Below are 25,821 nucleotides of genomic sequence, written 5' to 3'. Positions count from 1 at the left end.
TCCGGTCTCCGCACCAGTGGTGCCACGATGTGGAGACCCCGCGCGACCCACAGCACAACATGAAACGCCGACGCGTCCGATGTGACGTCCATCACGGGTACGCGTCGGGGCCGGCCGCTCGCCGCGACCGGCCCCGACGGCAGTGCCGTACGCCCCGCTCCGGGGCTCCCCGCCCTAGAACCCCCCGGCGGGCACCTCGCCGAGCCGCCCCGCCTTGAAGTCCTCGAAGGCCTGGACGAGTTCGGCGTGGCTGTTCATCACGAACGGCCCGTAGTGCGCCATCGGCTCACGGATCGGCAGTCCGCCGAGCAGGACCACCTCGAAGGTGGAACTCCGCGAGTCCTGGCTCTCGGCCGCCCGCACGGTCAGCGAGTCGCCGTCGCCGAAGACGACCGCCTGCCCCATCCCGAAGGGCCGCTTCTCGCCGCCGGCGAAGCCCTGGCCCGCGAGGCCGTAGGCGAGGGCGTTGAAGTCCGACCGCCACGGCAGCGTGACCTCGGCGCCGGGGCTGATCGAGGCGTGGACCATCGTGATCGGCGTGTGCGTGATGCCGGGGCCGCTGTGGCCGTCCAGGTCGCCCGCGATGACCCGCAGGAGCGAGCTGCCGTCGGCCGAGGTCAGCAGCTTGACCGTGCCGCCGCGGATGTCCTGGTACCGGGGGTCCGACATCTTGTCCTTGGCGGGCAGGTTCACCCACAGCTGCAGCCCGTGGAAGAGGCCGCCGGACATGACCAGTTCCTCGGGCGGCGTCTCGATGTGCAGAAGACCCGAGCCCGCGGTCATCCACTGGGTGTCGCCGTTGGTGATGGTGCCGCCGCCCCCGTGCGAGTCCCGGTGGATGAAGGTCCCGTCGATGATGTACGTGACGGTCTCGAAGCCGCGGTGCGGATGCCAGGGCGTTCCTTTCGGCTCGCCGGCCTCGTAGTCCACCTCACCCATCTGGTCCATCATGATGAACGGGTCCAGGTGCCGGTAGTCGATGCCCGCGAACGCGCGCCGCACTGGGAAGCCCTCCCCCTCGAATCCGGACGGCGCCGTGGCCACGCGCAGGACACGGCGCTGCCGGGCGTCCGCGGAAGCGGTGACGCGGGGCAGCACGAGCGGGTTCTCGACGGTCACTGCGGGCATGTCGGTACCTCCTTGGGGGGCGTGTCGACCACTCTAGTTGAGCATTCAACTTCTTGCCAGCACTAACACAAGAACCTCGAAGACCATTCCCTCCGGGCTCCACAGCGACAGGACACACACGAACGCGGGGCCGCACGCAAACAGGGACCGCACGCCACGCAAGGGACCGCACCCCGATAGGGGCCGCACGCCACGCAAGGGACCGCACCCCAATAGGGGCTGTACGCGCACAGCACCGACTGCCACCGGCCGCCACGCACGCAGGCGCGACCCGCCCGCCGCGCCAACACCTGACGGCGACCACCCGGGATGGGGACAGCCCGGGAGAGGGACAGCCCGGGACCGCGACAGCCCGGGACCGCGACAGCACCGGCCGCACGCCGGGCCAGGCCAGACCACGACACGCCCCGCCCCGCCCCGCCCCGCACGGACCACCGACGCCACCCGGGCACCCGGGCACCCGGGGCCGACGCCACCCACGCGACCGGGCCGGCGCCCGGGCCGACATCCAGACCGGCGTCCAGACCGCGCACCGCTCACCGCACCCCGGCGGGGCGGCGCTCACCGCACCCCGGCCGCGCGGCGCTCACCACACCGCAGCCGCGACGCTCGCCGTAACCCCCAACCGCGCGGCGCTCACCGCACCCCCGGGCACCGGCCGTGAGGCCGACGCACCGGCCGTGCCGCCGGCGTCTCAGCCGTACATCCGGCGCATCGCGAAGTCGACCATCTGCTCGACCGCCTTGGCGTCGAACACGATCCGGTGCTCGCCCTCCATGTCGAGCACGAAGCCGTACCCCGTGGGCAGCAGGTCGATCACCTCCGCGCCGGTGATCACGAAGTACTTGGACTCCTTGCCCGCGTAGCGCCGCAGTTCCTTCAGCGAGGTGAACATCGGGATCACCGGCTGCTGGGTGTTGTGCAGGGCGAGGAAGCCGGGCGTGTCACCGCGCGGGCAGTACACCTTCGAGGTGGCGAAGATCTGCTGGAAGTCCTCCGCGGCCATCTGCCCGGTGGTGAACGCACGGACCGCGTCCGCGAGCGAGGGCGGCGACGGCTCGGGGTACAGCGGCTGCTGCTGCCCGTAGCCGCCCGCCATGCCCCCCGCCATACCGCCCGGCATCTGCTCCTGCGGCGGCGCGTACTGCTGCTGCGCCGCGCCCCCGTCCATCGGCTGGCCGTATCCGTACATGCGCCAAGCGTACCGACGCGCCCGGGGCCGCAGGGCGGGGACGGACACTCCCCGGCGCCCCTCCTACGGCGCGGGCACCTCCCGGGTCAGCTTCGAGGTCCACGGGCAGAAGATGTTGCCCGGCAGGAACGCGCCGCCGGCCTCGTCCAGGTGGTCCTCCACGTAGGGGAGCGTGGCGTCGCAGACCTCGATGGCGACCTCGAAGAAGTTCACGGTCGAGGGGTCGTAGTGGTAGCTCCAGCCCGGGTTCCAGGCGGCCGGCCGGTGGACGATCCGGCCGAACACGTGCACCCGGTCCTTCTCCTTGCCGCTCAGGATGTCCCGGGCCTCCTGGATTCTGGTCTCGTCGGTGAGCTCGAAGACCGCCTTGCTGCCGGTGATGTCCTGGAACTCGAAGTAGGCGGGCGTCGCCGCCTGTGCGGGATGGGACATCCCGACCGTCAGCATCACGGCCGCCGCAACTCCGCCGAGCTTCGCGAGCAGTCGTCGCATGGGCTTCCCCTGTTCTCTCCGATCACCCGATGACCCCGCGCCACCGAGCAATACGGACAGTAATCGACACTGGTCACGACACGCCCGGGCCCGAGTCCCGCTTCACCGGATCGGGTCAGAGGCACCCGGCGGTTGACCTCGCACCCGCCCCACGGCACCTCGCAAGCCCCTCCGGCCACACCCGTCACACCCGCCGATTAAGAGACGTGTCACAGACGGACCATCAGGGGTTGCGTCTTATTACCGACGGGTAGCATCATCGGAGCTACTAGTTGGTACGCGAACCAGATGCGAGGAGTCAGTGCCTCGCCGAGTCCTCGACGGGAGCCGTGGCCATGGGGCACTACAAGTCCAACCTCCGCGACATCGAGTTCAACCTCTTCGAGGTCCTCGGACGCGACAAGCTGTACGGCACGGGTCCGTTCGCCGAGATGGACACCGAGACCGCCAAGAGCATCCTGGAGGAGCTGACCCGCCTCTCCGAGAACGAGCTGGCGGAGTCCTTCGCCGACGCCGACCGCAACCCGCCGGTGTTCGACCCCGAGACCAACACCGCCCCGGTCCCGGCGTCCTTCAAGAAGAGCTACCAGGCCTTCATGGACTCCGAGTACTGGCGCCTCGGCCTGCCCGAGGAGATCGGCGGCACCACCTCGCCGCGCTCCCTGATCTGGGCCTACGCCGAGCTGATCCTGGGCGCCAACCCGGCCGTGTGGATGTACTCCTCCGGCCCGGCGTTCGCCGGCATCCTCTTCGAGGAGGGCAACGAGGTCCAGAAGCACATCGCCAAGATCGCCGTGGAGCGGCAGTGGGGCTCCACCATGGTGCTCACCGAGCCCGACGCGGGCTCCGACGTGGGCGCCGGCCGCACCAAGGCCGTCCAGCAGGAGGACGGCTCCTGGCACATCGAGGGCGTGAAGCGCTTCATCACCTCCGGTGAGCACGACATGTCGGAGAACATCCTCCACTACGTGCTCGCGCGCCCCGAGGGCGCCGGCCCCGGCACCAAGGGCCTGTCCCTCTTCCTCGTCCCGAAGTACGAGTTCGACTTCGAGACCGGCGAGCTGGGCGAGCGCAACGGCGTCTACGCCACCAACGTCGAGCACAAGATGGGCCTGAAGGCCTCCAACACGTGCGAGATGACCTTCGGCGACAAGCACCCCGCCAAGGGCTGGCTGATCGGCGACAAGCACGACGGCATCCGCCAGATGTTCCGCATCATCGAGTTCGCCCGCATGATGGTCGGCACGAAGGCGATCTCCACGCTGTCCACCGGCTACCTGAACGCGCTGGAGTACGCCAAGGAGCGCGTCCAGGGCCCGGACCTGGCCAACTTCATGGACAAGACCGCGCCCAAGGTCACCATCACCCACCACCCCGACGTGCGCCGCTCGCTGATGACGCAGAAGGCGTACGCCGAGGGCATGCGCGCCCTGGTGATGTACACCGCCTCGGTCCAGGACGAGATCCAGGTCAAGGAGGCCAACGGCGAGGACGCCTCCGCCGAGCACGCCCTCAACGACCTGCTCCTGCCCATCGTCAAGGGCTACGGCTCCGAGAAGGCCTACGAGCAGCTCGCCCAGTCGCTGCAGACCTTCGGCGGCTCCGGCTTCCTGCAGGAGTACCCGATCGAGCAGTACATCCGGGACTCCAAGATCGACACCCTGTACGAGGGCACCACCGCGATCCAGGGCCAGGACTACTTCTTCCGGAAGATCGTCCGCAACCAGGGCGCCGCGCTGAACTCGCTCGCCGAGGACATCAAGAAGTTCCTCGCCCTGGGCACCGGCGGCGCGGAGCTGGCCGAGTCCCGCGAGTACCTGGCCAAGGCCGCCGTGGAGCTGGAGGCCGTCGTCGGCGTCATGCTGACCGACCTCGCCGCCACCGAGCAGGACGTCAAGAACATCTACAAGGTGGGCCTGAACACCACCCGCCTGCTGCTGGCCTCCGGCGACGTGGTCGTCGGCTACCTGCTGCTGAAGGGCGCGGCGATCGCCGCCGAGAAGCTGGAGACCGCCTCCGCCAAGGACAAGGCGTTCTACACGGGCAAGATCGCGGCGGCGAAGTTCTTCGCGGCCAACGTCCTGCCGGGCGTCACGCTGGCCCGCAAGATCGCCGAGAAGGTCGACCTGGACCTGATGGAGCTGGACGAGGCCGCGTTCTAGTCCCGCCCCCGCGACCGCGCACCGCCGCGCTCGCACGAGGTCCGCACGAGGGTCCGTTCCCGCACCGGGGGCGGACCCTCGTCCGTCGTTAAGGTGAACCCATGAGCACAAGCCGGCCCTTCGACCGCGGCCACACCGACGACCTGATGTCCTTCCTGGCGGCCAGCCCGTCGCCGTACCACGCCGTGGCGAGCGCCGCCGCGCGGCTGGAGAAGGCGGGCTTCCGGCAGGTCGCCGAGACGGACGCCTGGGACGCCGCCACGGGCGGGAAGTACGTGCTGCGCGGCGGCGCGATCATCGCCTGGTACGTCCCCGACGGCGCCGCGCCGCACACCCCGTTCCGCATCGTCGGCGCGCACACCGACTCGCCGAACCTGCGCGTCAAGCCGCGGCCCGACACCGGGGCGCACGGCTGGCGCCAGGTCGCCGTGGAGATCTACGGCGGCCCGCTGATGAACTCCTGGCTCGACCGCGACCTGGGCCTGGCCGGCCGGCTCACCCTGCGCGACGGCTCCACGCGCCTGGTGAACGTCGACCGCCCGCTCCTGCGCGTCCCCCAGCTCGCCATCCACCTGGACCGGACGGTCTCCACCGACGGCCTCAAGCTCGACAAGCAGCGGCATCTGCAGCCGGTGTGGGGCCTGGGCGACGACGTGCGCGACGGCGACCTGATCGCCTTCCTGGAACAGGAGGCGGGCCTGGCCGCGGGCGAGGTGGCCGGCTGGGACCTGATGACGCACTCCGTCGAGCCGCCCGCCTACCTCGGCCGCGACCGCGAACTGCTGGCCGGCCCGCGCATGGACAACCTGCTGTCGGTGCACGCGGGAACGGCCGCCCTGGCGGCGGTGGCGACCGGCGGCGCCGAACTGCCGTACATCCCGGTGCTGGCCGCCTTCGACCACGAGGAGAACGGCTCCCAGTCCGACACCGGCGCCGACGGGCCGCTGCTCGGCGGCGTGCTGGAGCGTTCGGTGTTCACGCGCGGCGGTTCGTACGAGGACCGGGCGCGCGCCTTCGCCGGCACGGTCTGCCTGTCCTCGGACACCGGCCACGCGGTGCACCCGAACTACGCCGAGCGGCACGACCCGACGCACCACCCGCGCGCGGGCGGCGGCCCCATCCTCAAGGTCAACGTCAACAACCGCTACGCGACCGACGGTTCGGGACGTGCGGTGTTCGCCGCGGCCTGCGAGAAGGCGGGCGTGCCCTTCCAGACGTTCGTCTCCAACAACTCCATGCCGTGCGGTACGACGATCGGCCCGATCACCGCGGCCCGGCACGGCATCAAGACCGTGGACATCGGCGTGGCCATCCTGTCCATGCACAGCGCGCGCGAACTGTGCGCCGCCGACGACCCGTTCCTGCTGGCGAACGCGCTGGCGGCGTTCCTGGAGGGCTGACGCCGCACGGGCCCGCGAGGCCCGGGAAGCCCGTGAGAGGCCCCTGAGGGGTCGCCGCCGCATGTCCACCGGGCTTGCGGGTACCCGGAGTTGACCGGAAGGGACCGGACAGGCCGGAACCACCGGACCTGACACCGGACTAGGAGGCGACACTCATGGGCCTCGGCGGGTGCATCATCCTCATCGCCGTGGGAGCCATCCTCACGTTCGCGACCGACTGGCACGTGCAGAGCGTCAACGTGCACATGGTCGGCGTGATCCTCATGATCGTCGGCGTGATCGGCGTGACCACGTTCAGCAGCATCGCCCGGCGCCGCCGCGTGATGGTGCCGCCCACGACGACGGTCGTCGAGGAGGAGCGCCACCACCACGCGCGCGACGGCTACAGCGACGGCTACGGCGTCTGACCGACGCCCCGGATCACAGCACCGTCCGTACGGCCCGTCGTACGGCCGCCGGGAGAGGGCGGCCGTACGACGGTACGACCGCGCCCTCGGGCGGCGGCCCCGCGACTCCGGTCAGACGGCCCCCGGTCAGGCGTCGAGCCCGGCCAGGACCAGCGGGAGCCGGTCCGTGCCGGTGTCGGCCAGCCGGACCGGGACGCCCCAGTCCTGCTGGTGGACATGGCAGGCCGGGTACTCGTTCGCCGGGTCGTCGTCGCACGAGGCGGCCATCGCGGAGACGTGCAGCACGCCCTCGGACACGGCCGGGTTCAGCTCCAGGTCACGGGCGAGACCGGTGCCCGCGCCCGCGCCGTCCAGCAGCAGCTCGGGCGGGGTGGCGGAGACCAGGAGGCGGGTCGAGGGGCCGTAGCGCGTGTCCAGCTTCTGGCCGGCCGGGGCCTGGAAGATCACGTCCAGCCGCAGCGCGCCGGGGGCCACCTCGGTGGCGGCACGCTGGGTGCGGTGCGCGACGGCCTCGACGCGCACCGCCTCCTCGGGCAGCCGCAGGCGGGTCAGCCGGTGCCGGGCCGACTCCACGACCACGATGTCCTCGCCCGCCAGCACCGCGTCGCTCGGTTCGCGCAGATCGGTGGCGAGCGTGGTGACCTCGCCGGTCGCCGGGTCGTAGCGGCGCAGGGCGTGGTTGTAGGTGTCGCTGACGGCGACCGAGCCGTCCGGCAGGGCGGTGACGCCCAAGGGGTGCTGGAGCAGCGCCTGTCCGGCGGCGCCGTCCCGGTGGCCGAAGTCGAACAGGCCGGTACCGACGGCCGTGTGGACCTGCCCGTCCGGGTCCACCCAGCGCAGGGCGGAGGTCTCCGAGTCGGCGAGCCACAGCCGCTCGGGCGTGGCCGCAAGGCCGGAGGGCTGGGCGAACCAGGCCTCGGCGCCGGGGCCGTCGACCAGGCCCTCGTTCGTCGTGCCGGCGGTGACGGACACGGTTCCGTCGGCCGGGTCGTACGCCCACAGCTGGTGCACGCCCGCCATGGCGATCCACACCCTGCCCTGCCACCAGGCGACGTCCCAGGGCGAGGAGAGGTTCACCTCGCGCGCGGGACCCTCGGTGGCCTCGCCCTGCATCCACTGGCGGCCGGTGCCGGCCAGGGTCGTGATCCGCCCCGTCGCCGGGTCGAAGCGGCGCAGCGCGTGGTTGACCGTGTCGGCGACCACGACGGCGCCGTCGTCGAGCAGGGCGAGGCCCTGCGGCTCGTTGAAGGCGGCGTCCTCGGCGGCGCCGTCGGCGAAGCCGCGCGCGCCGGAGCCGATCCGGCGCACGACGCTCTCGCCGTCCGCCGCCAGCTCCACCAGCTGGTGCCGGGTGGTGTCGCTGACCAGGAAGTTCCCGGACGGCAGCAGGAGCGCCTTGCCCGGGAAGCGCAGCGTGGTGGGCTCCGGCTCCGGCGCCACGTACGGCCCGTCGCCGCGGCGCAGGGTGCCCTTGGCGGCGTGCTCCGCCTCCAGCTCCTCCACCAGCTTGGCGAGGGCGTGCGCGTGGCCCTCGCCCGCGTGCTGCGCGACGACGTACCCCTCGGGGTCGATCACGACGAGCGTGGGCCAGGCCCGCACCGCGTACTGCTTCCAGGTGGCCAGCTCGGGGTCGTCCAGCACCGGGTGCTCCACGCCGTACCGCTCCACGGCGTCCACGACCGCCTGGTGCTCCGCCTCGTGGACGAACTTCGGCGAGTGCACGCCGATGATCACCACGGTGTCGCGGTGCTTGGCCTCCAGCTCCCTCAGCTCGTCCAGGACGTGCAGACAATTGATGCAGCAGAACGTCCAGAAATCCAGGATGACGATGCGCCCGCGCAGGTCGGCGAGGGTGTACTGGTTTCCGCCCGTGTTCAGCCAGCCGCCCTTGCCGGTCAGCTCGGGGGCGCGGACACGGGCACGGCGGGTGGTCGGGGCCGGGGACGATTCGCTCATGGACCAAGGGTGCCACCCGCCGCCGACAACCGGCGCGGGGGCCGCCCGGTGAGGGGTTCCGGGGGCGGTCGTGAGCGGTTCCAGGGGCGGTGGTGAGCGGTTCCGTACCGTCCGCGTGCGTCTTCCGCGCGGGGTTCCCGGGACCGGTCCGCTCAGTCCGTCGGCCCACAGCCCGCGTCGGCGGGCGCCCGCCGGGGAAGCGGTGAGGGCATGAGACTCCTCGTACGCGACCGGATCCTCGGCATCGGTGACGACTACTGGATCGAGGACGAGCACGGCGCCAAGCTGTTCCTCGTCGACGGCAAGGCGATGCGCCTGCGGGACACCTTCGAGCTGAAGGACGCCCAGGGCCGGGTGCTGATCGACATCCACCAGAAGATGCTCTCCCTGCGGGACACGATGGTGATCGAGCGGGGCGGCGAGGCCCTGGCGAAGATCCGGCGCAAACGGCTGTCGCTGCTGCGCAACCACTACCGGGTGACCCTGGTGGACGGCACCGAGCTGGACGTCAGCGGCAAGATCCTGGACCGGGAGTTCGCCGTCGAGTACGACGGCGAACTGCTCGCGGTGATCTCCCGGCGTTGGCTGAGCGTCGTGGACACCTACGGCATCGACGTCGTACGGGACGACGCCGACCCGGCGCTGCTGATCGCGGTGGCCGTCTGCGTGATCCACCTGGCGGAGAAGGAACGGGACGAGCGGTAGCGCCCGCGCGGGGCGACGGCAGCGCCCGCGCGCGGGGCGGCGGTTCCGCTCACGGCCACCGACGGTCGTCGGCGCGACCGGCGGTCAGTGGCGCGGCGCCTCCAGGCCGAGCACGCGGTCCTTGAGGGCCGGGAACTGCTCGCGCGTCGTGGCGACCCGGCCCGGGTCGAACTCGACGGTGAGGACCTCCTCGTCGTGCCCGGCCTCCGCCAGCACCTCGCCCCACGGATCGACCACGATCGAGTGACCCGCCTGGGGAACCCCGGCGTGGGCGCCGGCCGTTCCACAGGCGAGCACGAACGCCTGGTCCTCCACCGCCCGCGCCCGGGCCAGCAGCGTCCAGTGCGCGCGCCGCCGCTCGGGCCAGCCCGCCGGGATCACCAGGATCTCGGCGCCGCCGTCGACCAGGGAGCGGAACAGTTCGGGGAAACGGAGGTCGTAACAGGTCGCCAGACCCAGCGTGGTGTCCGGCAGCGGGACCGTCACCGGTTCGCGTCCCGCGCCCATCAGCACGGCCTCGCCCTTGTCGAAGCCGAAGCGGTGGATCTTGCGGTAGGAGGCGACCAGGTCGCCGGAGGGGGAGAAGACGAGGGAGGTGTTGTAGACGGCACCTTCGGGCGCGCGCTCGGGGATCGAGCCCGCGTGCAGCCATACGCCCGCGTCGCTCGCCGCCTTCGCCATCACCTCGTGCGTCGGGCCGTCCAACACCTCGGCCGCGGCCTCGAACTCCTCGAAGGCGAAGGCCCCGGTGGTCCACAGCTCCGGCAGCACGACGAGATCGGCGCCGGCCTGCTCACGGACGAGCGCGGCGGCCCGCTGCCGTCGCGATGCGACCGATTCGCCCTCGTCCACGGCGATCTGGATCAGCGAGGCGCGCACACTACCACCGTCCTGGCAATCGAGTTGTCCACACCGGCCTACGATCGTCACACGAAAGCACTGCCGGGGTGCTTCACAGCAGCGTAACTTGGGGGTCCTCCCCGCTCGAAGCGGAGCGAGAGCGCGGGAGAATCACCAGACACCCGCCGACAGCAGCCCACCGCCCACTGGCAATGCCGCCACCACCTGCCCGTGTACCGACCGCCGAGGGGTCCCGTTCCGTGAGTCTGCATCCCACCCTCCAGCCCTACGCCGATGCCTGGACCCACTCCGTCGAGGCGATATCCGAGCTGGTGCAGCCGCTCGTGGAGGGCGAATGGAACCGGCGGACGCCGTGCCCCGGCTGGTCGGTGCGGGATGTCGTCTCGCATGTGATCGGCATGGACTGCGAGGCGCTGGGCGACCCGCGGCCCATCCACTCGCTGCCGCGCGACCTGTTCCACGTCACCAACGAGCACCAGCGGTACATGGAGATGCAGGTCGACGTCCGCCGCCACCACACGGCGCCGGAGATGACGTCCGAGCTGGAGCACACGATCATCCGCCGCAACCGCCAGCTGCGCAACGAGTCCCGGGAGCCCGGGACCAAGGTGCGCGGCCCGCTCGGCGCGGAGATCACCCTCGAGGAGTCCATGCGCTACCGCGCGTTCGACATCTGGGTGCACGAACAGGACCTGCGCGCCGCCCTCGGCCGCCCCGGCGACCTGGACTCGCCCGGCGCGCACGTCGCCCGGGACTATCTGCTGGACGCCCTGCCGCGCGTGGTCGCGGAGAAGGCGGACGCGCCGCGCAGCTCGGCGATCGTCTTCGACGTGCACGGCCCGGTGGAGTTCCTGCGCACGATCCGCGTCGACATCCAGGGCCGCGGCACCCTGGAGACGGCGCCGGCCCTCGGCCCGGCCGCGTCCCTCACCCTCGACTGGGAGACCTACGTCCGCCTCGCCTGCGGCCGCACCACTCCGGAAGCGGTCGCGGACCGGGTCAAGACGGAGGGCGACCAGGACCTGGCCTCGGCCATCCTCCGCAACTTCACGGTGACGCAGTAAGACCACCGCCGGGCGGCCGCCTCCCCGCGGGTCGGGCGGCCGCCCCAAGCCGCCGTAGCCGCGGCCAGTCGCGCCGTCACCGGTGCCGTAGCCGCGGGCCGTCCCCGTCTCTCCCCCGTAGCTGCGGGCAGTCGTGCCGCAGGGGCGGCACGGGTGGGCGCAGGGGCACCCCCTCACGCGGGGCCGGCGCACCCACCCCCAGCCGCAACTCCCCGCACCCTCAAGCGACGGCACGTCAACTCACCGCCATGCACAGCGCAGCGTCACGCAGGGACGTGCACCGTCTCCACCCGACTGGCCACCAACCGCTCCCGCTCCCGCCGGGCCGCCCGCTTCCGCAACCGCAGAATCTGCGAGACCCCCACCGCCTGCAGCACGAACACCGAGGAGAACGCGACCCGGTAGTCGTCCTCCGTGGCGTCCAGCAGCACCCCGATCACGAACAGCGTCGTCATCGAGGCGATGAAACCGCCCATGTTGGTGATCCCGGACGCGGTCCCCTGACGCTCCGCCGGATTCGCCGGCCGGGCGAAGTCGAACCCGATCATCGACGCCGGCCCGCAGGCACCCAGCACCACGCACAGCACCACCAGCAGCCACATCGGCGCCCGCCCCCCGGGGTACGCCAGCGTCGCCGCCCACATCAGGGCCGTCGCCGCCACCGTCCCCAGCGCCAGCGGCAACCGCGCCGCGTGATGCCGGGCGACGACCTGCCCGTAGACGAGTCCGACGGCCATGTTCGACAGCACGACCAGGGTCAGCAGATCGCCCGCGGTCGCCCGCGACAGCCCCTGCGCCTCCACCAGGAACGGCAGCCCCCACAGCAGCAGGAACACCATCGCCGGGAACTGCGTGGTGAAGTGCACCCACATCCCCAGCCGCGTCCCCGGCTCCCGCCACGCCTCGGCAATCTGCCGCCGCACGTACGCGGAGCCCTGGTGCGTCTGCGGCTCCGGCGCGAAGCCCTCGGGGTGGTCCTTCAGGAACAGCACCAGCAGCACGAACACCACCGCCCCGGCCACCGCGCTGCCGCCGAACGCCCAGGTCCAGCCGACGCCGTGCAGCAGCCGGGCCAGCACGAGCGTGGAGACCAGGTTGCCCGCCATGCCGACGAGCCCGGCGAGCTGCGCGACCAGCGGCCCGCGCCGTGCGGGGAACCACCGGGTGCCCAGCCGCAGCACGCTGATGAACGTCATGGCGTCGCCGCACCCCAGCAGCGCGCGCGAGGCGAGCGCCGTGCCGTACGACGGCGAGAAGGCGAAGCCGAGCTGACCGGCCGTGAACAGGACGACGCCGATGCCCAGCACCTTCTTGGTGCCGAGCCGGTCGACCAGCAGGCCGACGGGTATCTGCATGCCCGCGTACACGAGCAGCTGCAGGATCGAGAAGGTGGAGAGCGCGGAGGCGTTGACGTGGAAACGGTCGGCGGCGTCGAGGCCGGCGACGCCCAGCGAGGTGCGGAAGATGACGGCGACGAAGTAGACGGCGACGCCGATGCCCCACACGGCGACCGCGCGCCGCCCGCCCGGCGGGTCGCCGGGCAGCGCCGGGGCGGCGGTGGGACGGCTGGTGGAGGAACTCATCGGACCTCACCCCGGGCCAGGTTCGAGAACCAGCTGACGTGTCCGTGCACGATGCCGGCGGCGGCCTCGGCGTCGCCGTCGCGCAGCGCCCGGAGGATCGCCTCGTGCTCGGCGAGGGTCTTGGCGATCCGGTCGGGATGGGAGTGCATGACGGCGACGCCCATCCGCAGCTGCCGGTCGCGCAGCTGGTCGTAGAGGCGCGAGAGGATCTCGTTGCCGCCGCTGCGGACGATCTCGGCGTGGAAGCAGCGGTCGGTGACGGCGGCGCCGGCCAGATCGCCGGCGGCGGCCTGCCGCTTCTGCTGTTCGAGCAGTTCCTCCAGCCGCGCCAGGAGTCCGGCCGGGGCGGGCACGGCCTTGCGCACCGCGTGGCCCTCGACCAGCTGCCGGGTCTCGACGACGTCGGCGATCTCCTGCGCGGAGACCGGCAGGACGAGCGCTCCCTTCTTCGGGTACAGCTTGAGCAGCCCCTCGACCTCCAGCCGGAGCAGCGCCTCGCGCACCGGGGTGCGCGACACCCCGACGGCCTCGGCCAGCTCGCCCTCGGTCAGCAGGGTGCCGCCCTCGTAGCGGCGGTCCAGGACGGCTTGCTTGACGTGGGTGTACACACGGTCGGCGGCGGGGGGCTGCTTCACGGACAAGGTCATGTCCACAGCATAGATACAACACGTACACAAGACTCGCCCCGTCCAGCATGCGGACCGGGCCGACCGAGGGGCACCCGCCCCGGGCAACCGCACAACCTTCTGTGCTAGTTACGAGTCAGACACGTGCGGCCCCACTTCGCTGGGTAGTCAACTCCGCCGCACCCTAGGGGCATTCAACGTATTCGGGGTACCTCACTTGAAAACCGGCATCAAGGCCATCCGCCTCCGCAGAGCCGCCGCCGTCGCCATGACCACCGGCGCGGTCCTCGCCACCGGGGCGCTCACCGCCATGCCCGCGCAGGCCGTCTCCGCGCCGTCCATCGTGGCCAAGGGCGGCTACGTGATGAACAACGCGAACGGCTCGTCGCTCTACACCAAGGCCGCGGACACCAAGCTGTCCACCGGCTCGACGACGAAGATCATGACCGCGAAGGTCGTGCTGTCGCAGAAGAACCTCAACCTGGACGCCAAGGTCACCATCCAGAAGGCCTACAGCGACTACGTCGTCAAGAACAACGCCTCCCAGGCCCACCTCATCGTGGGCGACAAGGTGACCGTGCGCCAGCTGCTGTACGGGCTGATGCTGCCCTCGGGCTGCGACGCCGCGTACGCGCTGGCCGACAAGTACGGCACCGGCTCGACGATGTCCGCGCGCGTGAAGTCCTTCATCGGCAAGATGAACACCGCCGCGAAGGACCTGAAGCTGAAGAACACGCACTTCGACTCGTTCGACGGCATCGGCAACGGCAAGAACTACTCGACGCCGCGCGACCTGACGAAAATCGCCAGCAGCGCGATGAAGAACGCCAACTTCCGCGCCATCGTGAAGACCAAGTCGTACACGGCCAAGACCGTCACCAAGACGGGCAGCACCCGCACGATGGCCACCTGGACCAACACGAACACGCTGCTGAGCAGCTACAAGGGCGCCATCGGCGTGAAGACCGGCTCCGGTCCCGAGGCCAAGTACTGCCTGGTCTTCGCCGCCACCCGCGGCTCCAAGACCGTCATCGGCACGGTCCTGGCCTCCTCCTCCATCAACCAGCGCGCCACCGACGCCACGAAGCTCCTCAACTACGGCTTCGCCCGCCTGGGCTGAGCCCCGAGGACACACCACGAGGGGTCTGTCGCCGGTCGGCGGCAGGCCCCTCGCGCGTCGTACGAGCCCGCCGTCCGCCTCGCCATACACGCCTCGGCGCCCCGCCGCGGCGCTTCGGTCGATCTTCCCCCTCAATCGTGAACATCCCTGGGTGAACTGGCATATTCACTTTTCTTCGCTCTACCTTCCGCAGCGGAGGTGGTTCACGTGAACGAACCGAGCAAACGACCCGGGCCGGCCGAGCGGCACGAGGCGATCGACATCAGCGACTTCGTCTACGCGGCGACCGGAGCGCGGGTGCGGCGGCTGACGATGCCGGACGGCGCGCACTGGTTCCCGGCGGTGGACGTCTGCAAGGAACTGGGGCACACCAACTCACGGCAGGCTCTCGCCGATCATGTCCCAGAGGCTCACCGAGAGATCCTCGAGACCGTAACTGGAGCTTACGGTCTCAGCATTCCCGCAGGTAGAGAGTGGCGTCGAGACCTGAATGTCATCTCTCTGCAAGGTCTCGTCCTGCTCGTCAACGCCTGCACCAAACCCGCCTGCGCCCCCTTCAAGCAGTGGGTCGCGGAAGTGATCGAGACCGTGCAGCGGGAGGGGTCCTACTGCCTGGAGGAGGCCGAGGTGCAGCCGGCCGACCCCGGAGCGCCGATCGCCTACGCCATGCCGGAGCAGGTCGCCGAGGCCATCGTCCGGCTGGAGGCGCACAACCTCCAGGTGGACGAGGAACTTGCAGTCGCACAGCGTGAATCGCTCAGCCTGCAGAAGGAGATGCTGGCGGCGCAGCAGGCGACGCTCGCCACGCAGCAGGCCGCTCTCACCGCCCAGCAGGCCATGGCGCGGGCCATGGAGCGCATCGCCGACCGCCTCGACGTCCTCGGCCTCGACCGTCCCGGCCCCGCCGAGGCGCTCAGCGTCCGGCCCACCACCGCCTCCGTGCTGGCCGACTGGCGGCAGCGGCTGTCGGTGACGGAGGACGTGTGGACGGTGGCCGTGGTGATCGCGCCGGTGCTGGTGGAGCAGGGCGAGCTGCGGGTGCCCATCGAGTCGATCGCGACCCGCACCGGACTGTCCGTGCGCCGCGTCAACGACTGCCTCCGCATGCTGCGCCGGCACGCCTGCATCCACCCCCGCGGCGCGGCGGAGAACGGGGCGCCGGTGTACGTCCTCCACCGGGCCTGAGACCGGCCCGGCCGTGGACCTGGCCCACCGGCGCTGATTCCGGCCCGTCCGCGCCGGTGCGAGAACGGAAAAGGAGGGGGCGGTCGCAATCCGAAGTTGCGGCCGTCCCCTCCAGGTACTACAGGTTACGCATGTCGCGGCGTCACGCCCAGGTGATCAGCCTTTTCGGCTGCTCCAGGATCGCCGCGACGTCCGCCAGGACCTTCGAGCCGAGTTCGCCGTCGACCAGGCGGTGGTCGAAGGAGAGGGCCAGGGTGGTGACCTGACGGGGCTTGACCTTGCCCTTGTGGACCCACGGCTGGAGCTTGATCGCGCCGATCGCGAGGATCGCGGACTCGCCCGGGTTGAGGATCGGCGTGCCGGTGTCGACGCCGAAGACGCCGACGTTGGTGATGGTCACCGTGCCGCCCTGCATCGCCGCCGGGGACGTCTTGCCCTCGCGGGCCGTCGCGACCAGTTCGCCGAGGGATTCGGCGAGTTGCGGCAGCGTCTTGGCGTGGGCGTCCTTGATGTTCGGCACGATCAGGCCCCGCGGGGTGGCCGCGGCGATGCCCAGGTTGACGTAGTGCTTGAGCACGATCTCCTGGCTGGCCTCGTCCCAGGACGCGTTGATGTCCGGGTTGCGCTTGATCGCGACCAGCAGCGCCTTGGCGATCAGCAGCAGGGGGTTCACGCGCAGACCGGTGAACTCCTTGTCCTGCTTCAGCTCCTCGACGAGCTTCATCGTCCGCGTCACGTCCACCGTCACGAACTCCGTGACGTGCGGCGCCGTGAACGCCGAGCCGACCATCGCCGCGGCCGTCGCCTTGCGGACGCCCTTGACGGGGATGCGCGTCTCCCGGGCCGCGTCGTACGCCGCCACGGGCGCCGGGGCCGGCCGGCCCCGCTCCCCCGCGGGGGCCTGCGCCAAGGCCGGCTCGGCGGCCGGGGCCTCGGGTGCCGGCACCGCCGCCCGCACCGCGGCGTGGACGTCCTCGCGGGTGATGACGCCGTCCGGGCCGGACGGGACCACCGTGGTCAGGTCCACGCCCAGGTCCTTGGCGAGCTTGCGCACCGGCGGCTTGGCCAGCGGCCGGTCCTTGCCGGCCGGGGCCGGTACCGGCGCGGCGGGCGCCGGGGCGGTGGCCTGGGGGGCGGCGGCGCGGCCGTTCAGCTCCGGCTGGGGCGCCGCCGGGGCCTGGTCCGCGCGGGGCGCGGCCTCGGCGCCCTTGCGGGGGCGGCGCTTGGTGGCGGAGGTGGAGACGCCGTAGCCGACGAGGACCGGCTGGCGGCCCTCCGGCTTCGGCTCCTCGGCCTGCTGCGGCTCGGCCGCGGCGCCCGCCTGAGCCGGTACCTCGGTCTGCTGCGGTTCGGCCGCCGGGGCTCCGCCGGCCACCGCCACCGTGATGATCGCGGTGCCCACGTCCACCGTGGTGCCCTCGGGGAAGCGCAGTTCGCGCACCACGCCGTCGTAGGGGATGGGCAGTTCGACGGCCGCCTTGGCCGTCTCGACCTCGCAGACGACCTGGCCGTCGGTGACCGTGTCACCCGGCTGGACGTACCACTTGAGGATCTCGGCCTCGGTCAGGCCCTCGCCGACATCCGGCATCTTGAACTCGCGCACGGACGCGTCGGTCATCGTCGTCACGACCCTCTCCCTCAGTACGCCAGCGAGCGGTCGACGGCGTCGAGCACGCGGTCCAGGTCCGGCAGGTAGGTCTCCTCCAGGCGCGCCGGCGGATACGGCGCGTGGTAGCCGCCGACCCTGAGGACCGGGGCCTCCAGGTGGTAGAAGCAACGCTCGGTGATCCGGGCGGCGATCTCCGCGCCGGAGCCGAAGAACACCGGCGCCTCGTGCACCACCACCAGGCGGCGGGTCTTCTGCACCGACGCCTGGATCGCGTCGAAGTCCAGCGGGGAGACCGAGCGCAGGTCCAGGACCTCCAGGGACTTGCCCTCCTCGGCGGCGGCCGCGGCGGCCTCCTGGCACAGCTTCACCATCGGGCCGTAGGCCGCCAGGGTCAGGTCGGCGCCCTCGCGGACGACCTGCGCCTTGTGCAGCGGGGCGGGGATGGCCTCGGTGTCGACCTCGCCCTTGTCCCAGTAGCGCCGCTTGGGCTCGAAGTAGATCACCGGGTCGTCGCTCTGGATGGCCTGCTGCATCATCCAGTAGGCGTCCGAGGCGTTGGACGGGCTCACCACCTTCAGGCCCGCCACGTGCGCGAAGAGCGCCTCCGGGGACTCGGAGTGGTGCTCGACCGCGCCGATGCCGCCGCCGTAGGGGATGCGGATCACGACGGGCATCTTGACCTTGCCCAGCGAGCGGGCGTGCATCTTCGCCAGCTGGGTGACGATCTGGTCGTACGCCGGGAAGACGAAGCCGTCGAACTGGATCTCGACCACCGGGCGGTAGCCGCGCAGCGCGAGACCGATCGCCGTGCCCACGATGCCGGACTCGGCGAGCGGGGTGTCGATGACCCGGCTCTCGCCGAAGTCCTTCTGGAGCCCGTCCGTCACCCGGAACACGCCGCCGAGCTTGCCGACGTCCTCGCCCATGACGAGGACCTTCGGGTCGTTCTCCAGGGCACGGCGCAGCGACTCGTTGATCGCCTTGGCCAGGGCCATGTTTTTCACCGTCACAGCCTCCGCAGCCATCCTCAGACCCCCTCCGCGTCCGTGAACGACGCCTGGTAGGCGGCGAACTGGGCGCGCTCCTCGTCGACGAGCGCGTGCCCGTCCGCGTACGCGTTCTCGAAGATGGCGAAGTGGTCCGGGTCGGGCATGGCGCGGACCGCTTCGCGCACTCGTCTGCCCAACGCCTCGCTCTCGGTCTCGAGTTCCGCGAAGAATCCCTCGTCCGCGTGGTTTGCGGCCTCCAGGTGCCGGCGAAGGCGCAGGATCGGGTCCTTCGCCTCCCAGGCGAGCCGCTCCTCGTCGCCCCGGTAGCGGGTGGGGTCGTCGGAGGTGGTGTGCGCGCCCATGCGGTAGGTATACGCCTCGACCAGGGTGGGGCCCTCGCCGGCGCGGGCGCGCTCCAGCGCCCACCGGGTGACCGCGAGGCAGGCCAGCACGTCGTTGCCGTCGACGCGGACGCCGGGGAAGCCGAAGCCCTGCGCGCGCTGGTACAGCGGCACCCGGGTCTGCTTCTCGGTCGGCTCGGAGATCGCCCACTGGTTGTTCTGGCAGAAGAACACCACGGGCGCGTTGTAGACCGCGGAGAAGGTGAAGGACTCCGCCACGTCGCCCTGGCTGGAGGCGCCGTCGCCGAAGTAGGCGATGACCGCGGAGTCGGCGCCGTCCTTGGCGATGCCCATGGCGTAGCCGGTGGCGTGCAGCGTCTGGGAGCCGATGACGATCGTGTAGAGGTGGAAGTTGTTGCCGTTGGGGTCCCAGCCGCCGTTGTTCACGCCGCGGAACATGCCCAGCAGGTTGGTCGGGTCGACCCCGCGGCACCAGGCGACGCCGTGCTCGCGGTAGGTCGGGAAGACGTAGTCGTCCTCGCGGGTGGCCCGGCCGGAGCCGATCTGCGCGGCCTCCTGGCCGAGCAGGGAGGCCCACAGTCCCAGCTCGCCCTGGCGCTGCAGGGCGGTGGCCTCGGCGTCGAAGCGGCGGGTGAGCACCATGTCGCGGTACAGGCCGCGCAGGTCTTCCGGGGTGATGCCGGCGACGTACTTGTCGTACTCGGCGTTCTTGACGCGCTTCCCCTCGGGGGTCAGCAGCTGCACGAGCTGAGGGTCGGCGCCGTCGGCGGCGGCCTTCTTGGCGGTCGTGCGGGTGGTGCGCTTGCTACCGGTGGTGCCGGCTGCCTTCGTGCCGGACGTACCGGCCTTGCTCCCGGCGCTGCGTCGCGATGTGCGCGCGGCAGTGCTCTCCACGGTCACGTGTGCTCCTCCGTCGGTCCGGCCCCCGGGGTCGCCGGTGGGCCTGGGGGTCCCCCCTGCTCGTGAGAGCTTGGGGGAGGCTCACCTGTTCTGGACCACGGGGCACGGGGTGGGTGCCACTCGGCCGGGAACAGGCGTGACAGGTGCCCCGGCGAGCGCCCTGCAACAGCCACGTTACCCAGTGCTCCACATTTCTGTGAAACCCCACCTGACCTGCGTGTTTCCTTGGATTTCCAAGTATTTTCGCTTGGACGTCCGAGTATCTCGCCGGGCTTTCGGGGCAACCGCTGGTCACAGCCTTGCAGGGGGCCGGAACACCGGCACGTTATCCCGGTCACCCCCGGGTCGGGAAGGGTTGGCGGACGGTCGGAACGGCCCCGGTCGGCGGAGAGCGGCGGCCGGTATCCGAACGGGGGGCGCGGACCGGGGCGCGGACGGGAACGGATCACCGCGGTGACACCAAGTGACCGATTGCGACTGCGGACGACAGCCTGTGACAACGCCCAGCTCACGGCCTCGGCCGGTGCCCTAACATCTGGCGCGTGCCGCGCTCATGTGTACCACCCCCTGTGCCCCACGCGCCCCCTCTGAACGCCTTACTGCGCCAGTACGGGGCCGGCTCCGCCCTCACCTGCGAACCGGTCGACCAGGGCCTGCTGAACCGCGGCTACCGGCTGTGCACGACGCGCGGCCGGTACTTCCTCAAGCACCACTTCGACCCGGACACCGCCGACCCCGCCGCGATCGCCCGCCAGCACCGCGCCACCCAGCGCCTGGCCGACCTCGGCGTCCCGGTGGCGCCCCCGCTGGCCGGCCGCGACGGGCGCACCGTCGCCGTCGTCGGCGGCCACGCCTACGCCCTGCACCCCTGGATCGACGGCCGGCACCGGCACGGCGGCCAGCTCACCACCGGCCAGTGCACCCGGCTCGGCGCGCTCCTGGGGGCCGTGCACGCCTGCCTGGAGCGCGTGATGCCGCCCAAGCGGCACACCCGCCCCGCCGCCGGCCCGCACCCCGTGGAGAGCGCCGATCCCGCCGACACCCTCACCCTGATCGACGACCTGCTCGGCCACGTCCGCCGCCACCGCCCCCCGGACGCCTTCGACGAGCTGGCCCGCCACCGCCTCCTGGAGCGCCGCGCGCTGCTCGAACAGCACGCCGACCGGCGTCCTCCGCGCGGCGGCCCGACCGGCTGGGTGCACGGCGACTTCCACCCGTTCAACCTGCTCTACAAGGGCGACGCCCCGGCCGCGATCGTCGACTGGGACCGGCTCGGCGTGCAACCGCGTGCGGAGGAGGCGGTACGCGCCGCCGCGATCTTCTTCGTCCGCCCGGCCGGCACCCTGGACCTGCCCAAGATCAGGGCGTACGCGCGCGCGTACCGGCGCTCGGCCGGGGCCACGGCCGAGGAGCTCGCGGCGGCCGTGCACCGGGTGTGGTGGGAGCGCCTGAACGACTTCTGGATGCTGCGCTGGCACTACGAGCGCGGCGACACCCGCGCGGACCCGCAGTTCCCGGCCGCCTCGGCGCTCGTCGTGTGGTGGACGCGGGAGTACGACGCGGTGTGCGGGGCGTTCGCGGAGTGAGCCGCCCGGCGGGGGGTGCCGGGCACAGGAACGCGCGCGTGGAGGCCCTTCAGGGGTCCACGCGCGCGTGAGGGGGGTCAGGTGCCGGGGACGCCGGCGTTCGCCGCTCCGGCCGCGGTGCCGGCGGCATCGCCGGTGCCGGCCGTGTCCGCGCCGCCGTCGTTGCCGGCGCTGGTGCCCGTGCTGCCGCCGTCGTTGCCGGCGCTGGTGCCCGTGCTGCCGCCGTCGTTGCCGGTGCTGGTGCCCGTGTTGCCCCCGTTGTCGCCGCCGCCGTTCGTGGTCTGCGGAGGCGTCTGACTCGACGAGCCCGTCGGCTGGCGGGAACTCGGCTCGTCCGACGGCTCGTCCGACGGCGTCGTCGACGGCTTGTTCGACGGCGTGTAATCGCCCCAGCCCGAACCGCCGTTCGACCCGGTGTCCTGGTCCGTCGACGTGTCCGACGGACGGCGCGACGAGTCGTCGCTCGCCGACGGACTCGGCTGCTGGTCGTCGGCGGACTGCGAGACGGACGGCGACTTGCTGGTGCCGGGGTCCTTGCCGCCGCCGCTGCCGTCGTCGTGGTTCAGCGCCAGCGCGACGCCCGCCGCGACGGCGATCACCGCCAGCACGGCGAGGATCCACAGCTTGCCGCGGCCGCCGCCCCGGTTGCCGCCGCCCTCGAAGCCGCCGTCGTCGCCGTTGCCGTACCCGGCGGGCAGGATCGGCTGCGGGATCTGCGTGGTACCGGAGCCGGGGACGCCCGGGTGCGGCATCGCCGTCGTCCCGGCGAAGCCCGCCGCGGGCGTGTGCCGGCCCTCGTGGACCGCCACCGGGCCGGTGTTCCAGGTGCCGGTGTGGCCACCCTGGTCGTAGAGCATCTGCAGCGCGTACTGGACCAGTCCGCGCATCTCCTCGGCCGTCTGGAACCGGTCGTCGGGCTCCTTGGCCAGCGACCGCATCACCAGGCCGTCCAGCTCGGGCGGGCAGCCGCCCTCCGAGGTGACCGACGGCGGCACCGGAATGTCCTGGACGTGCTGGTAGACCACCGACAGCGGGGTCTCGCCGGTGAACGGGGGCCGCAGCGCGAGCAGTTCGTACAGCAGGCAGCCCGTGGCGTACAGGTCGGAGCGGTGGTCGACGGCCTTGCCGAGCGCCTGCTCCGGGGAGAGGTACTGCGGGGTGCCCATGACCATGCCGGTCTGCGTCATCGTCGTGGACGCGCCGTGCAGGGCGCGGGCGATGCCGAAGTCCATCACCTTGACCGCGCCGTTGTCGGTGATGATGACGTTGGCCGGCTTGATGTCGCGGTGCACGATGCCGTGCTGGTGCGAGTAGGCGAGCGCCTCCAGGACCCCGGAGACGATGATCAGCGCCTGCTCGGGGCCGGGCGCCTCGGCGTTGAGCAGCAGGTCGCGGATGGTGCGGCCCTCGACCAGCTCCATCACGATGTACGGCACGGACTGGCCGCCGACGACGTCCTCGCCGGAGTCGTACACGGCGACGATCGCGTGGTGGTTGAGCCCGGCCACCGACTGGGCCTCGCGCGTGAAGCGGGCCTTGGAGACGGGGTCCTCGGCGAGGTCGGCGCGCAGCAGCTTCACGGCGACGGTGCGTCCGAGGCGCACGTCCTCGGCCGCGAACACCTCGGCCATGCCGCCCCGGCCGAGCCGGTGCGTCAGCCGGTACCGGCCGTCGCCGACCAGTCCGCCGTTGCCCCACAGTTCCGGCGCGTCCGACATGCCGCCGCCACCCTCGGGGTCGGACGGGCCCTGGGCGCGCTGCGTCTGTGCCATCAGTCCTCGCCGTCGTTTCTGCCCGCGGTGCGCGGTGTTGTCACGGTCTCCGTCGGCCACGCTACAGGCTCGGCGCAAGCCGCCGGTCCGGGTTCGCCGCGCGGACCGGTCCGGGCCGGACCGGTCATCAAACCCCGTGCGGCCATGGTCGTGCAAATCCCGTGTACCGGCCGTACGCCCGCTGTAACGCTTCCGCGACGCTTCTTTCGCGTACGGTCACGGAACGGGCACCGAGCTTGACGTGTCAGTGCCCTGGGGCAGACTTGGCCGGGAATAACACATTCGATCATCGGGATCCGGTCACGCTCTCCGGTCACACGGTCCGGTCGGCAGGTCCGGCCGCGCGACCGCCGGGCGGCGGGTCCCGGGACCGGCCGACGGACAGCCGATCACGCGGGCGCGGCACGCCGGGCCTAGCGCGCCAATGGGGGACGCAGAAGATGAGCCAGGACGGCGCACAGGGCCGGTTCACGGGGCGGGCGCTGGCCGGCGGCCGCTACCAGCTGCGCGACTTGCTCGGCGAGGGCGGCATGGCCTCGGTGCACCTCGCCTACGACGCCGTGCTCGACCGTCAGGTCGCGATCAAGACGCTCCACACCGAGCTGGGCCGCGAGCCGGCGTTCCGCGAGCGGTTCCGCCGCGAGGCGCAGGCGGTGGCGAAGCTCACGCACACCAACATCGTCTCGGTGTTCGACACCGGCGAGGACGAACTGGACGGCATGGCCACGCCGTACATCGTCATGGAGTACATCGAGGGCCGGCCGCTGGGCTCGGTGCTCGACCAGGACGTGCGGCAGTACGGCGCGATGCCCGTCGACAAGGCCCTGAAGGTCACCGCGGACGTGCTCGCCGCGCTGGAGATCAGCCACGAGATGGGGCTGGTCCACCGCGACATCAAGCCGGGCAACGTGATGATGACCAAGCGCGGCGTCGTCAAGGTGATGGACTTCGGCATCGCCCGCGCCATGCAGTCCGGCGTCACCTCCATGACGCAGACCGGCATGGTCGTCGGCACCCCGCAGTACCTGTCGCCCGAACAGGCGCTCGGCCGCGGCGTGGACGCCCGCTCCGACCTGTACTCGGTCGGCATCATGCTCTTCCAACTGGTCACCGGACGGCTCCCGTTCGACGCCGACTCGCCGCTGGCGATCGCGTACGCGCACGTGCAGGAGGAGCCCGTCGCGCCCTCCACGATCAACCGCTCGCTGCCGCCCGCGGTGGACGCGATGATCGCCCGCGCGCTGAAGAAGAACCCCAACGAGCGCTTCCCGAACGCCGAGTCGATGCGCGACGAGTGCCTGCGCGTGGCCGCCTCCTTCCAGGCCGCCCCGCCGAGCATCGTCCCGGGCGTGCAGACCTCCAGCGGCGCCGGCGTCGGTTCCGCCGTCTTCCCGCCGGTCGACACCCCGCCCGCGCCCGTGGGCAACGTCCAGACGCCGTACCAGCCGAACCCGGCGCCCACCCCGAACCCGAACCCCTACGGCACCCCGCCGCCGGCGATGCCCCAGCCCGCGTACGGCTACCCGCAGCAGGGCGGCTACGCCGCTCCGGGCCCGGCCGGGTACGCGCCGCAGCAGAGCGCCACGCCGCCGCCCTACACCATCTCCCCGCAGAACCCCGGCGCCCCGGGCCCGGCGCGGGGCGGGGGCAACAAGCCGGTCGTCGTCGGCTCGATCGTCGTCGCGGTCGTGGCGGTCGGCGGCCTGATCGCCGCGCTGCTGGTCAACAACGGCAGCGACGACGACACCCGGGGCGGCGGCGGGAGCACCTCCCCCACCACGACGGCGTCCAGCAGCGTGCCGGGGCACCGCGGGCCGGACACGTCGAAGACGATCGACGCGGACAAGTGCAAAGAGCCGCAGGAGTCGTACAACGACCCGGACAAGATCCGGCTGCCGGACTTCCAGTACAAGTACATCCAGTCCGTGAAGGAGTGCTTCCAGGCCGCGGGCTGGAAGCTGAAGATCACGGACGTGGACGACAACACCTGGGGCGAGGGCACCGTCCTGAACCAGTTCCCGGCCGCGGACACGGATCTCGACCCGGACAACATGCCGACCATCCAGCTGAACGTCTCGACGGGCAATCCCCCGCAGTGACCGGCACGACGACCGGGGGCCGCCACGGATGTGGCGGCCCCCGTCGCTGTGCCTCAAGTGCCCCTACAGGTACGGTCCGCCCGAACGGCCGCCCGTGCGGGGGTCGTCGGAGCCGTCGTGCCCGACGCCCGGCGGGAGGGCGCGGCGCATCTGCTCCAACTGGGCGCGGGCGGCCATCTGCTGGGCGAACAGGGTCGTCTGGATCCCGTGGAACAGCCCCTCCAGCCAGCCCACCAGCTGGGCCTGCGCGATCCGCAGTTCGGCGTCGGACGGGGTGCCCTCGTCGGTGAAGGGCAGCGAGAGCCGCTCCAGCTCCTCCACCAGCTCCGGCGCGAGGCCGTCCTCCAGCTCCTTCACGGAGCTGGCGTGGATCTCCTTCAGCCGGACCCGGCTGGCCTCGTCCAGTGGCGCGGCGCGCACCTCCTCCAGGAGCTGCTTGATCATGCTGCCGATCCGCATGACCTTCGCGGGCTGCTCCACCTGCTCCGTCACCGGGATCTCACGGGACTCGTCGTCGCCACCACCGCCGAGCGCCAAGCCGTCCTGTCCGACGACCAGGACCTGCGGATTCTCCGGCGACCGTTCGTTCCTCGGCATCTCCATGCGGCCATTGTCTCGCACCC

At 71.7% G+C, this 25,821-nt stretch carries 21 protein-coding genes; 9 read left to right on the top strand and 12 right to left on the bottom strand.

From position 1 onward, the window contains the following. Window positions 1–174: 174 nt before the first annotated feature. From K7787_RS17445 to K7787_RS17435, 3 genes are all read right to left on the bottom strand, one after another. Window positions 175–1,128 (bottom strand): pirin family protein, encoded by a 954-nt coding sequence (locus K7787_RS17445; protein WP_009189662.1) that lies wholly within the window; start codon window positions 1,126–1,128, stop codon window positions 175–177. Between the two features lie 694 nt (window positions 1,129–1,822). Then, window positions 1,823–2,320, bottom strand: coding sequence for an SseB family protein (locus K7787_RS17440; RefSeq protein WP_027757937.1), 498 nt, complete (start codon window positions 2,318–2,320; stop codon window positions 1,823–1,825). A 63-nt stretch (window positions 2,321–2,383) separates the two neighbouring features. Continuing rightward, complete coding sequence (locus tag K7787_RS17435; protein ID WP_223002047.1) at window positions 2,384–2,812, bottom strand: BP74-related protein; 429 nt, start codon at window positions 2,810–2,812, stop codon at window positions 2,384–2,386. Window positions 2,813–3,147: 335 nt separating this feature from the next. Between K7787_RS17435 and K7787_RS17430 the strand changes: the two genes are divergently transcribed. From K7787_RS17430 to K7787_RS17420, 3 genes are all read left to right on the top strand, one after another. Further along, window positions 3,148–4,974 carry an acyl-CoA dehydrogenase gene (locus K7787_RS17430; protein WP_009189659.1) on the top strand — a complete coding sequence of 609 codons (1,827 nt, stop codon included), beginning with the start codon at window positions 3,148–3,150 and terminating at the stop codon, window positions 4,972–4,974. A 101-nt stretch (window positions 4,975–5,075) separates the two neighbouring features. Continuing rightward, window positions 5,076–6,374, top strand: coding sequence for a M18 family aminopeptidase (locus tag K7787_RS17425; RefSeq protein ID WP_223002045.1), 1,299 nt, complete (start codon window positions 5,076–5,078; stop codon window positions 6,372–6,374). Window positions 6,375–6,529: 155 nt separating this feature from the next. After that, entirely contained in the window at window positions 6,530–6,781 is a 252-nt protein-coding gene (locus K7787_RS17420; protein WP_009189657.1) for a DUF6458 family protein, read from the top strand. Window positions 6,782–6,907: 126 nt separating this feature from the next. Here the strand turns inward: K7787_RS17420 and K7787_RS17415 are convergent, their stop codons facing one another. After that, entirely contained in the window at window positions 6,908–8,737 is a 1,830-nt protein-coding gene (locus K7787_RS17415; RefSeq protein ID WP_223002043.1) for an NHL domain-containing thioredoxin family protein, read from the bottom strand. A gap of 210 nt (window positions 8,738–8,947) precedes the next feature. On the opposite strand from K7787_RS17415, the gene K7787_RS17410 reads away from it, so the two are divergent. Further along, window positions 8,948–9,442 (top strand): LURP-one-related/scramblase family protein, encoded by a 495-nt coding sequence (locus K7787_RS17410; RefSeq protein ID WP_164394379.1) that lies wholly within the window; start codon window positions 8,948–8,950, stop codon window positions 9,440–9,442. A gap of 84 nt (window positions 9,443–9,526) precedes the next feature. On the opposite strand, the gene K7787_RS17405 is transcribed toward K7787_RS17410, so the two are convergent. Further along, window positions 9,527–10,321, bottom strand: a complete 795-nt coding sequence (locus K7787_RS17405; protein ID WP_223002041.1) for a carbon-nitrogen family hydrolase — start codon at window positions 10,319–10,321, stop codon at window positions 9,527–9,529. Between the two features lie 221 nt (window positions 10,322–10,542). Here K7787_RS17405 and K7787_RS17400 point away from each other — a divergent pair, with 221 nt between their 5' ends. Beyond that, window positions 10,543–11,367: a maleylpyruvate isomerase family mycothiol-dependent enzyme gene (locus K7787_RS17400; protein WP_223002039.1), complete on the top strand. Its 825-nt coding sequence runs from the start codon at window positions 10,543–10,545 to the stop codon at window positions 11,365–11,367. A 263-nt stretch (window positions 11,368–11,630) separates the two neighbouring features. On the opposite strand, the gene K7787_RS17395 is transcribed toward K7787_RS17400, so the two are convergent. Then, entirely contained in the window at window positions 11,631–12,950 is a 1,320-nt protein-coding gene (locus tag K7787_RS17395; RefSeq protein ID WP_223002037.1) for an MFS transporter, read from the bottom strand. Continuing rightward, complete coding sequence (locus tag K7787_RS17390; RefSeq protein ID WP_078624835.1) at window positions 12,947–13,597, bottom strand: GntR family transcriptional regulator; 651 nt, start codon at window positions 13,595–13,597, stop codon at window positions 12,947–12,949. Before K7787_RS17390 ends, K7787_RS17395 begins: the two co-directional genes overlap by 4 nt. A gap of 196 nt (window positions 13,598–13,793) precedes the next feature. Here K7787_RS17390 and K7787_RS17385 point away from each other — a divergent pair, with 196 nt between their 5' ends. Then, the gene (locus K7787_RS17385) at window positions 13,794–14,696 is read left to right on the top strand and encodes a D-alanyl-D-alanine carboxypeptidase family protein (protein ID WP_019981244.1); all 903 of its coding nucleotides are present in this window, start codon (window positions 13,794–13,796) and stop codon (window positions 14,694–14,696) included. 207 nt (window positions 14,697–14,903) lie between these two features. Continuing rightward, a complete protein-coding gene (locus K7787_RS17380; protein WP_223002035.1) occupies window positions 14,904–15,881 on the top strand; it encodes a BRO-N domain-containing protein in 978 nt (325 codons plus the stop codon). A 142-nt stretch (window positions 15,882–16,023) separates the two neighbouring features. Here K7787_RS17380 and K7787_RS17375 read toward each other — a convergent pair whose 3' ends face one another. From K7787_RS17375 to pdhA, 3 genes are read right to left on the bottom strand one after another with little or no spacing between them, the layout of a single operon-like run. Beyond that, window positions 16,024–17,508 carry a dihydrolipoamide acetyltransferase family protein gene (locus K7787_RS17375; RefSeq protein WP_223002033.1) on the bottom strand — a complete coding sequence of 495 codons (1,485 nt, stop codon included), beginning with the start codon at window positions 17,506–17,508 and terminating at the stop codon, window positions 16,024–16,026. 11 nt (window positions 17,509–17,519) lie between these two features. Then, window positions 17,520–18,485, bottom strand: coding sequence for an alpha-ketoacid dehydrogenase subunit beta (locus tag K7787_RS17370; RefSeq protein WP_043261074.1), 966 nt, complete (start codon window positions 18,483–18,485; stop codon window positions 17,520–17,522). A 32-nt stretch (window positions 18,486–18,517) separates the two neighbouring features. Beyond that, window positions 18,518–19,741 (bottom strand): pyruvate dehydrogenase (acetyl-transferring) E1 component subunit alpha, encoded by a 1,224-nt coding sequence (pdhA, locus tag K7787_RS17365; protein WP_019981248.1) that lies wholly within the window; start codon window positions 19,739–19,741, stop codon window positions 18,518–18,520. Window positions 19,742–20,310: 569 nt separating this feature from the next. On the opposite strand from pdhA, the gene K7787_RS17360 reads away from it, so the two are divergent. Further along, on the top strand, window positions 20,311–21,327 hold the full coding sequence (locus tag K7787_RS17360) for a phosphotransferase (RefSeq protein ID WP_197073780.1): 1,017 nt from the start codon (window positions 20,311–20,313) through the stop codon (window positions 21,325–21,327). A gap of 77 nt (window positions 21,328–21,404) precedes the next feature. On the opposite strand, the gene K7787_RS17355 is transcribed toward K7787_RS17360, so the two are convergent. Beyond that, complete coding sequence (locus K7787_RS17355) at window positions 21,405–23,099, bottom strand: protein kinase domain-containing protein (protein WP_223002031.1); 1,695 nt, start codon at window positions 23,097–23,099, stop codon at window positions 21,405–21,407. Between the two features lie 440 nt (window positions 23,100–23,539). Between K7787_RS17355 and K7787_RS17350 the strand changes: the two genes are divergently transcribed. After that, complete coding sequence (locus tag K7787_RS17350) at window positions 23,540–25,198, top strand: Stk1 family PASTA domain-containing Ser/Thr kinase (protein WP_009189643.1); 1,659 nt, start codon at window positions 23,540–23,542, stop codon at window positions 25,196–25,198. Between the two features lie 63 nt (window positions 25,199–25,261). On the opposite strand, the gene K7787_RS17345 is transcribed toward K7787_RS17350, so the two are convergent. Continuing rightward, window positions 25,262–25,801: a bacterial proteasome activator family protein gene (locus K7787_RS17345; protein ID WP_223002029.1), complete on the bottom strand. Its 540-nt coding sequence runs from the start codon at window positions 25,799–25,801 to the stop codon at window positions 25,262–25,264. Window positions 25,802–25,821 lie beyond the last annotated feature (20 nt).

Source organism: Streptomyces sennicomposti (genome assembly GCF_019890635.1).
GTDB classification, from domain to species: Bacteria; Actinomycetota; Actinomycetes; order Streptomycetales; family Streptomycetaceae; genus Streptomyces; species Streptomyces sennicomposti.
Note: the sequence above shows the minus strand (reverse complement) of the source record. Positions and strands in the feature narration are given on the sequence as shown.

What these genes read in the sequence shown, in the direction of transcription:
- K7787_RS17440 (WP_027757937.1), bottom strand. Translation starts at nt 2,320, where the DNA reads ATGTACGGATACGGCCAGCCGATGGACGGGGGCGCGGCGCAGCAGCAG.
- K7787_RS17430 (WP_009189659.1), top strand. Translation starts at nt 3,148, where the DNA reads ATGGGGCACTACAAGTCCAACCTCCGCGACATCGAGTTCAACCTCTTC.
- K7787_RS17395 (WP_223002037.1), bottom strand. Translation starts at nt 12,950, where the DNA reads ATGAGTTCCTCCACCAGCCGTCCCACCGCCGCCCCGGCGCTGCCCGGC.
- K7787_RS17420 (WP_009189657.1), top strand. Translation starts at nt 6,530, where the DNA reads ATGGGCCTCGGCGGGTGCATCATCCTCATCGCCGTGGGAGCCATCCTC.
- K7787_RS17345 (WP_223002029.1), bottom strand. Translation starts at nt 25,801, where the DNA reads ATGGAGATGCCGAGGAACGAACGGTCGCCGGAGAATCCGCAGGTCCTG.
- K7787_RS17350 (WP_009189643.1), top strand. Translation starts at nt 23,540, where the DNA reads ATGAGCCAGGACGGCGCACAGGGCCGGTTCACGGGGCGGGCGCTGGCC.
- K7787_RS17370 (WP_043261074.1), bottom strand. Translation starts at nt 18,485, where the DNA reads ATGGCCCTGGCCAAGGCGATCAACGAGTCGCTGCGCCGTGCCCTGGAG.
- K7787_RS17390 (WP_078624835.1), bottom strand. Translation starts at nt 13,597, where the DNA reads ATGACCTTGTCCGTGAAGCAGCCCCCCGCCGCCGACCGTGTGTACACC.
- K7787_RS17355 (WP_223002031.1), bottom strand. Translation starts at nt 23,099, where the DNA reads ATGGCACAGACGCAGCGCGCCCAGGGCCCGTCCGACCCCGAGGGTGGC.
- K7787_RS17415 (WP_223002043.1), bottom strand. Translation starts at nt 8,737, where the DNA reads ATGAGCGAATCGTCCCCGGCCCCGACCACCCGCCGTGCCCGTGTCCGC.
- K7787_RS17445 (WP_009189662.1), bottom strand. Translation starts at nt 1,128, where the DNA reads ATGCCCGCAGTGACCGTCGAGAACCCGCTCGTGCTGCCCCGCGTCACC.
- K7787_RS17425 (WP_223002045.1), top strand. Translation starts at nt 5,076, where the DNA reads ATGAGCACAAGCCGGCCCTTCGACCGCGGCCACACCGACGACCTGATG.
- K7787_RS17435 (WP_223002047.1), bottom strand. Translation starts at nt 2,812, where the DNA reads ATGCGACGACTGCTCGCGAAGCTCGGCGGAGTTGCGGCGGCCGTGATG.
- K7787_RS17410 (WP_164394379.1), top strand. Translation starts at nt 8,948, where the DNA reads ATGAGACTCCTCGTACGCGACCGGATCCTCGGCATCGGTGACGACTAC.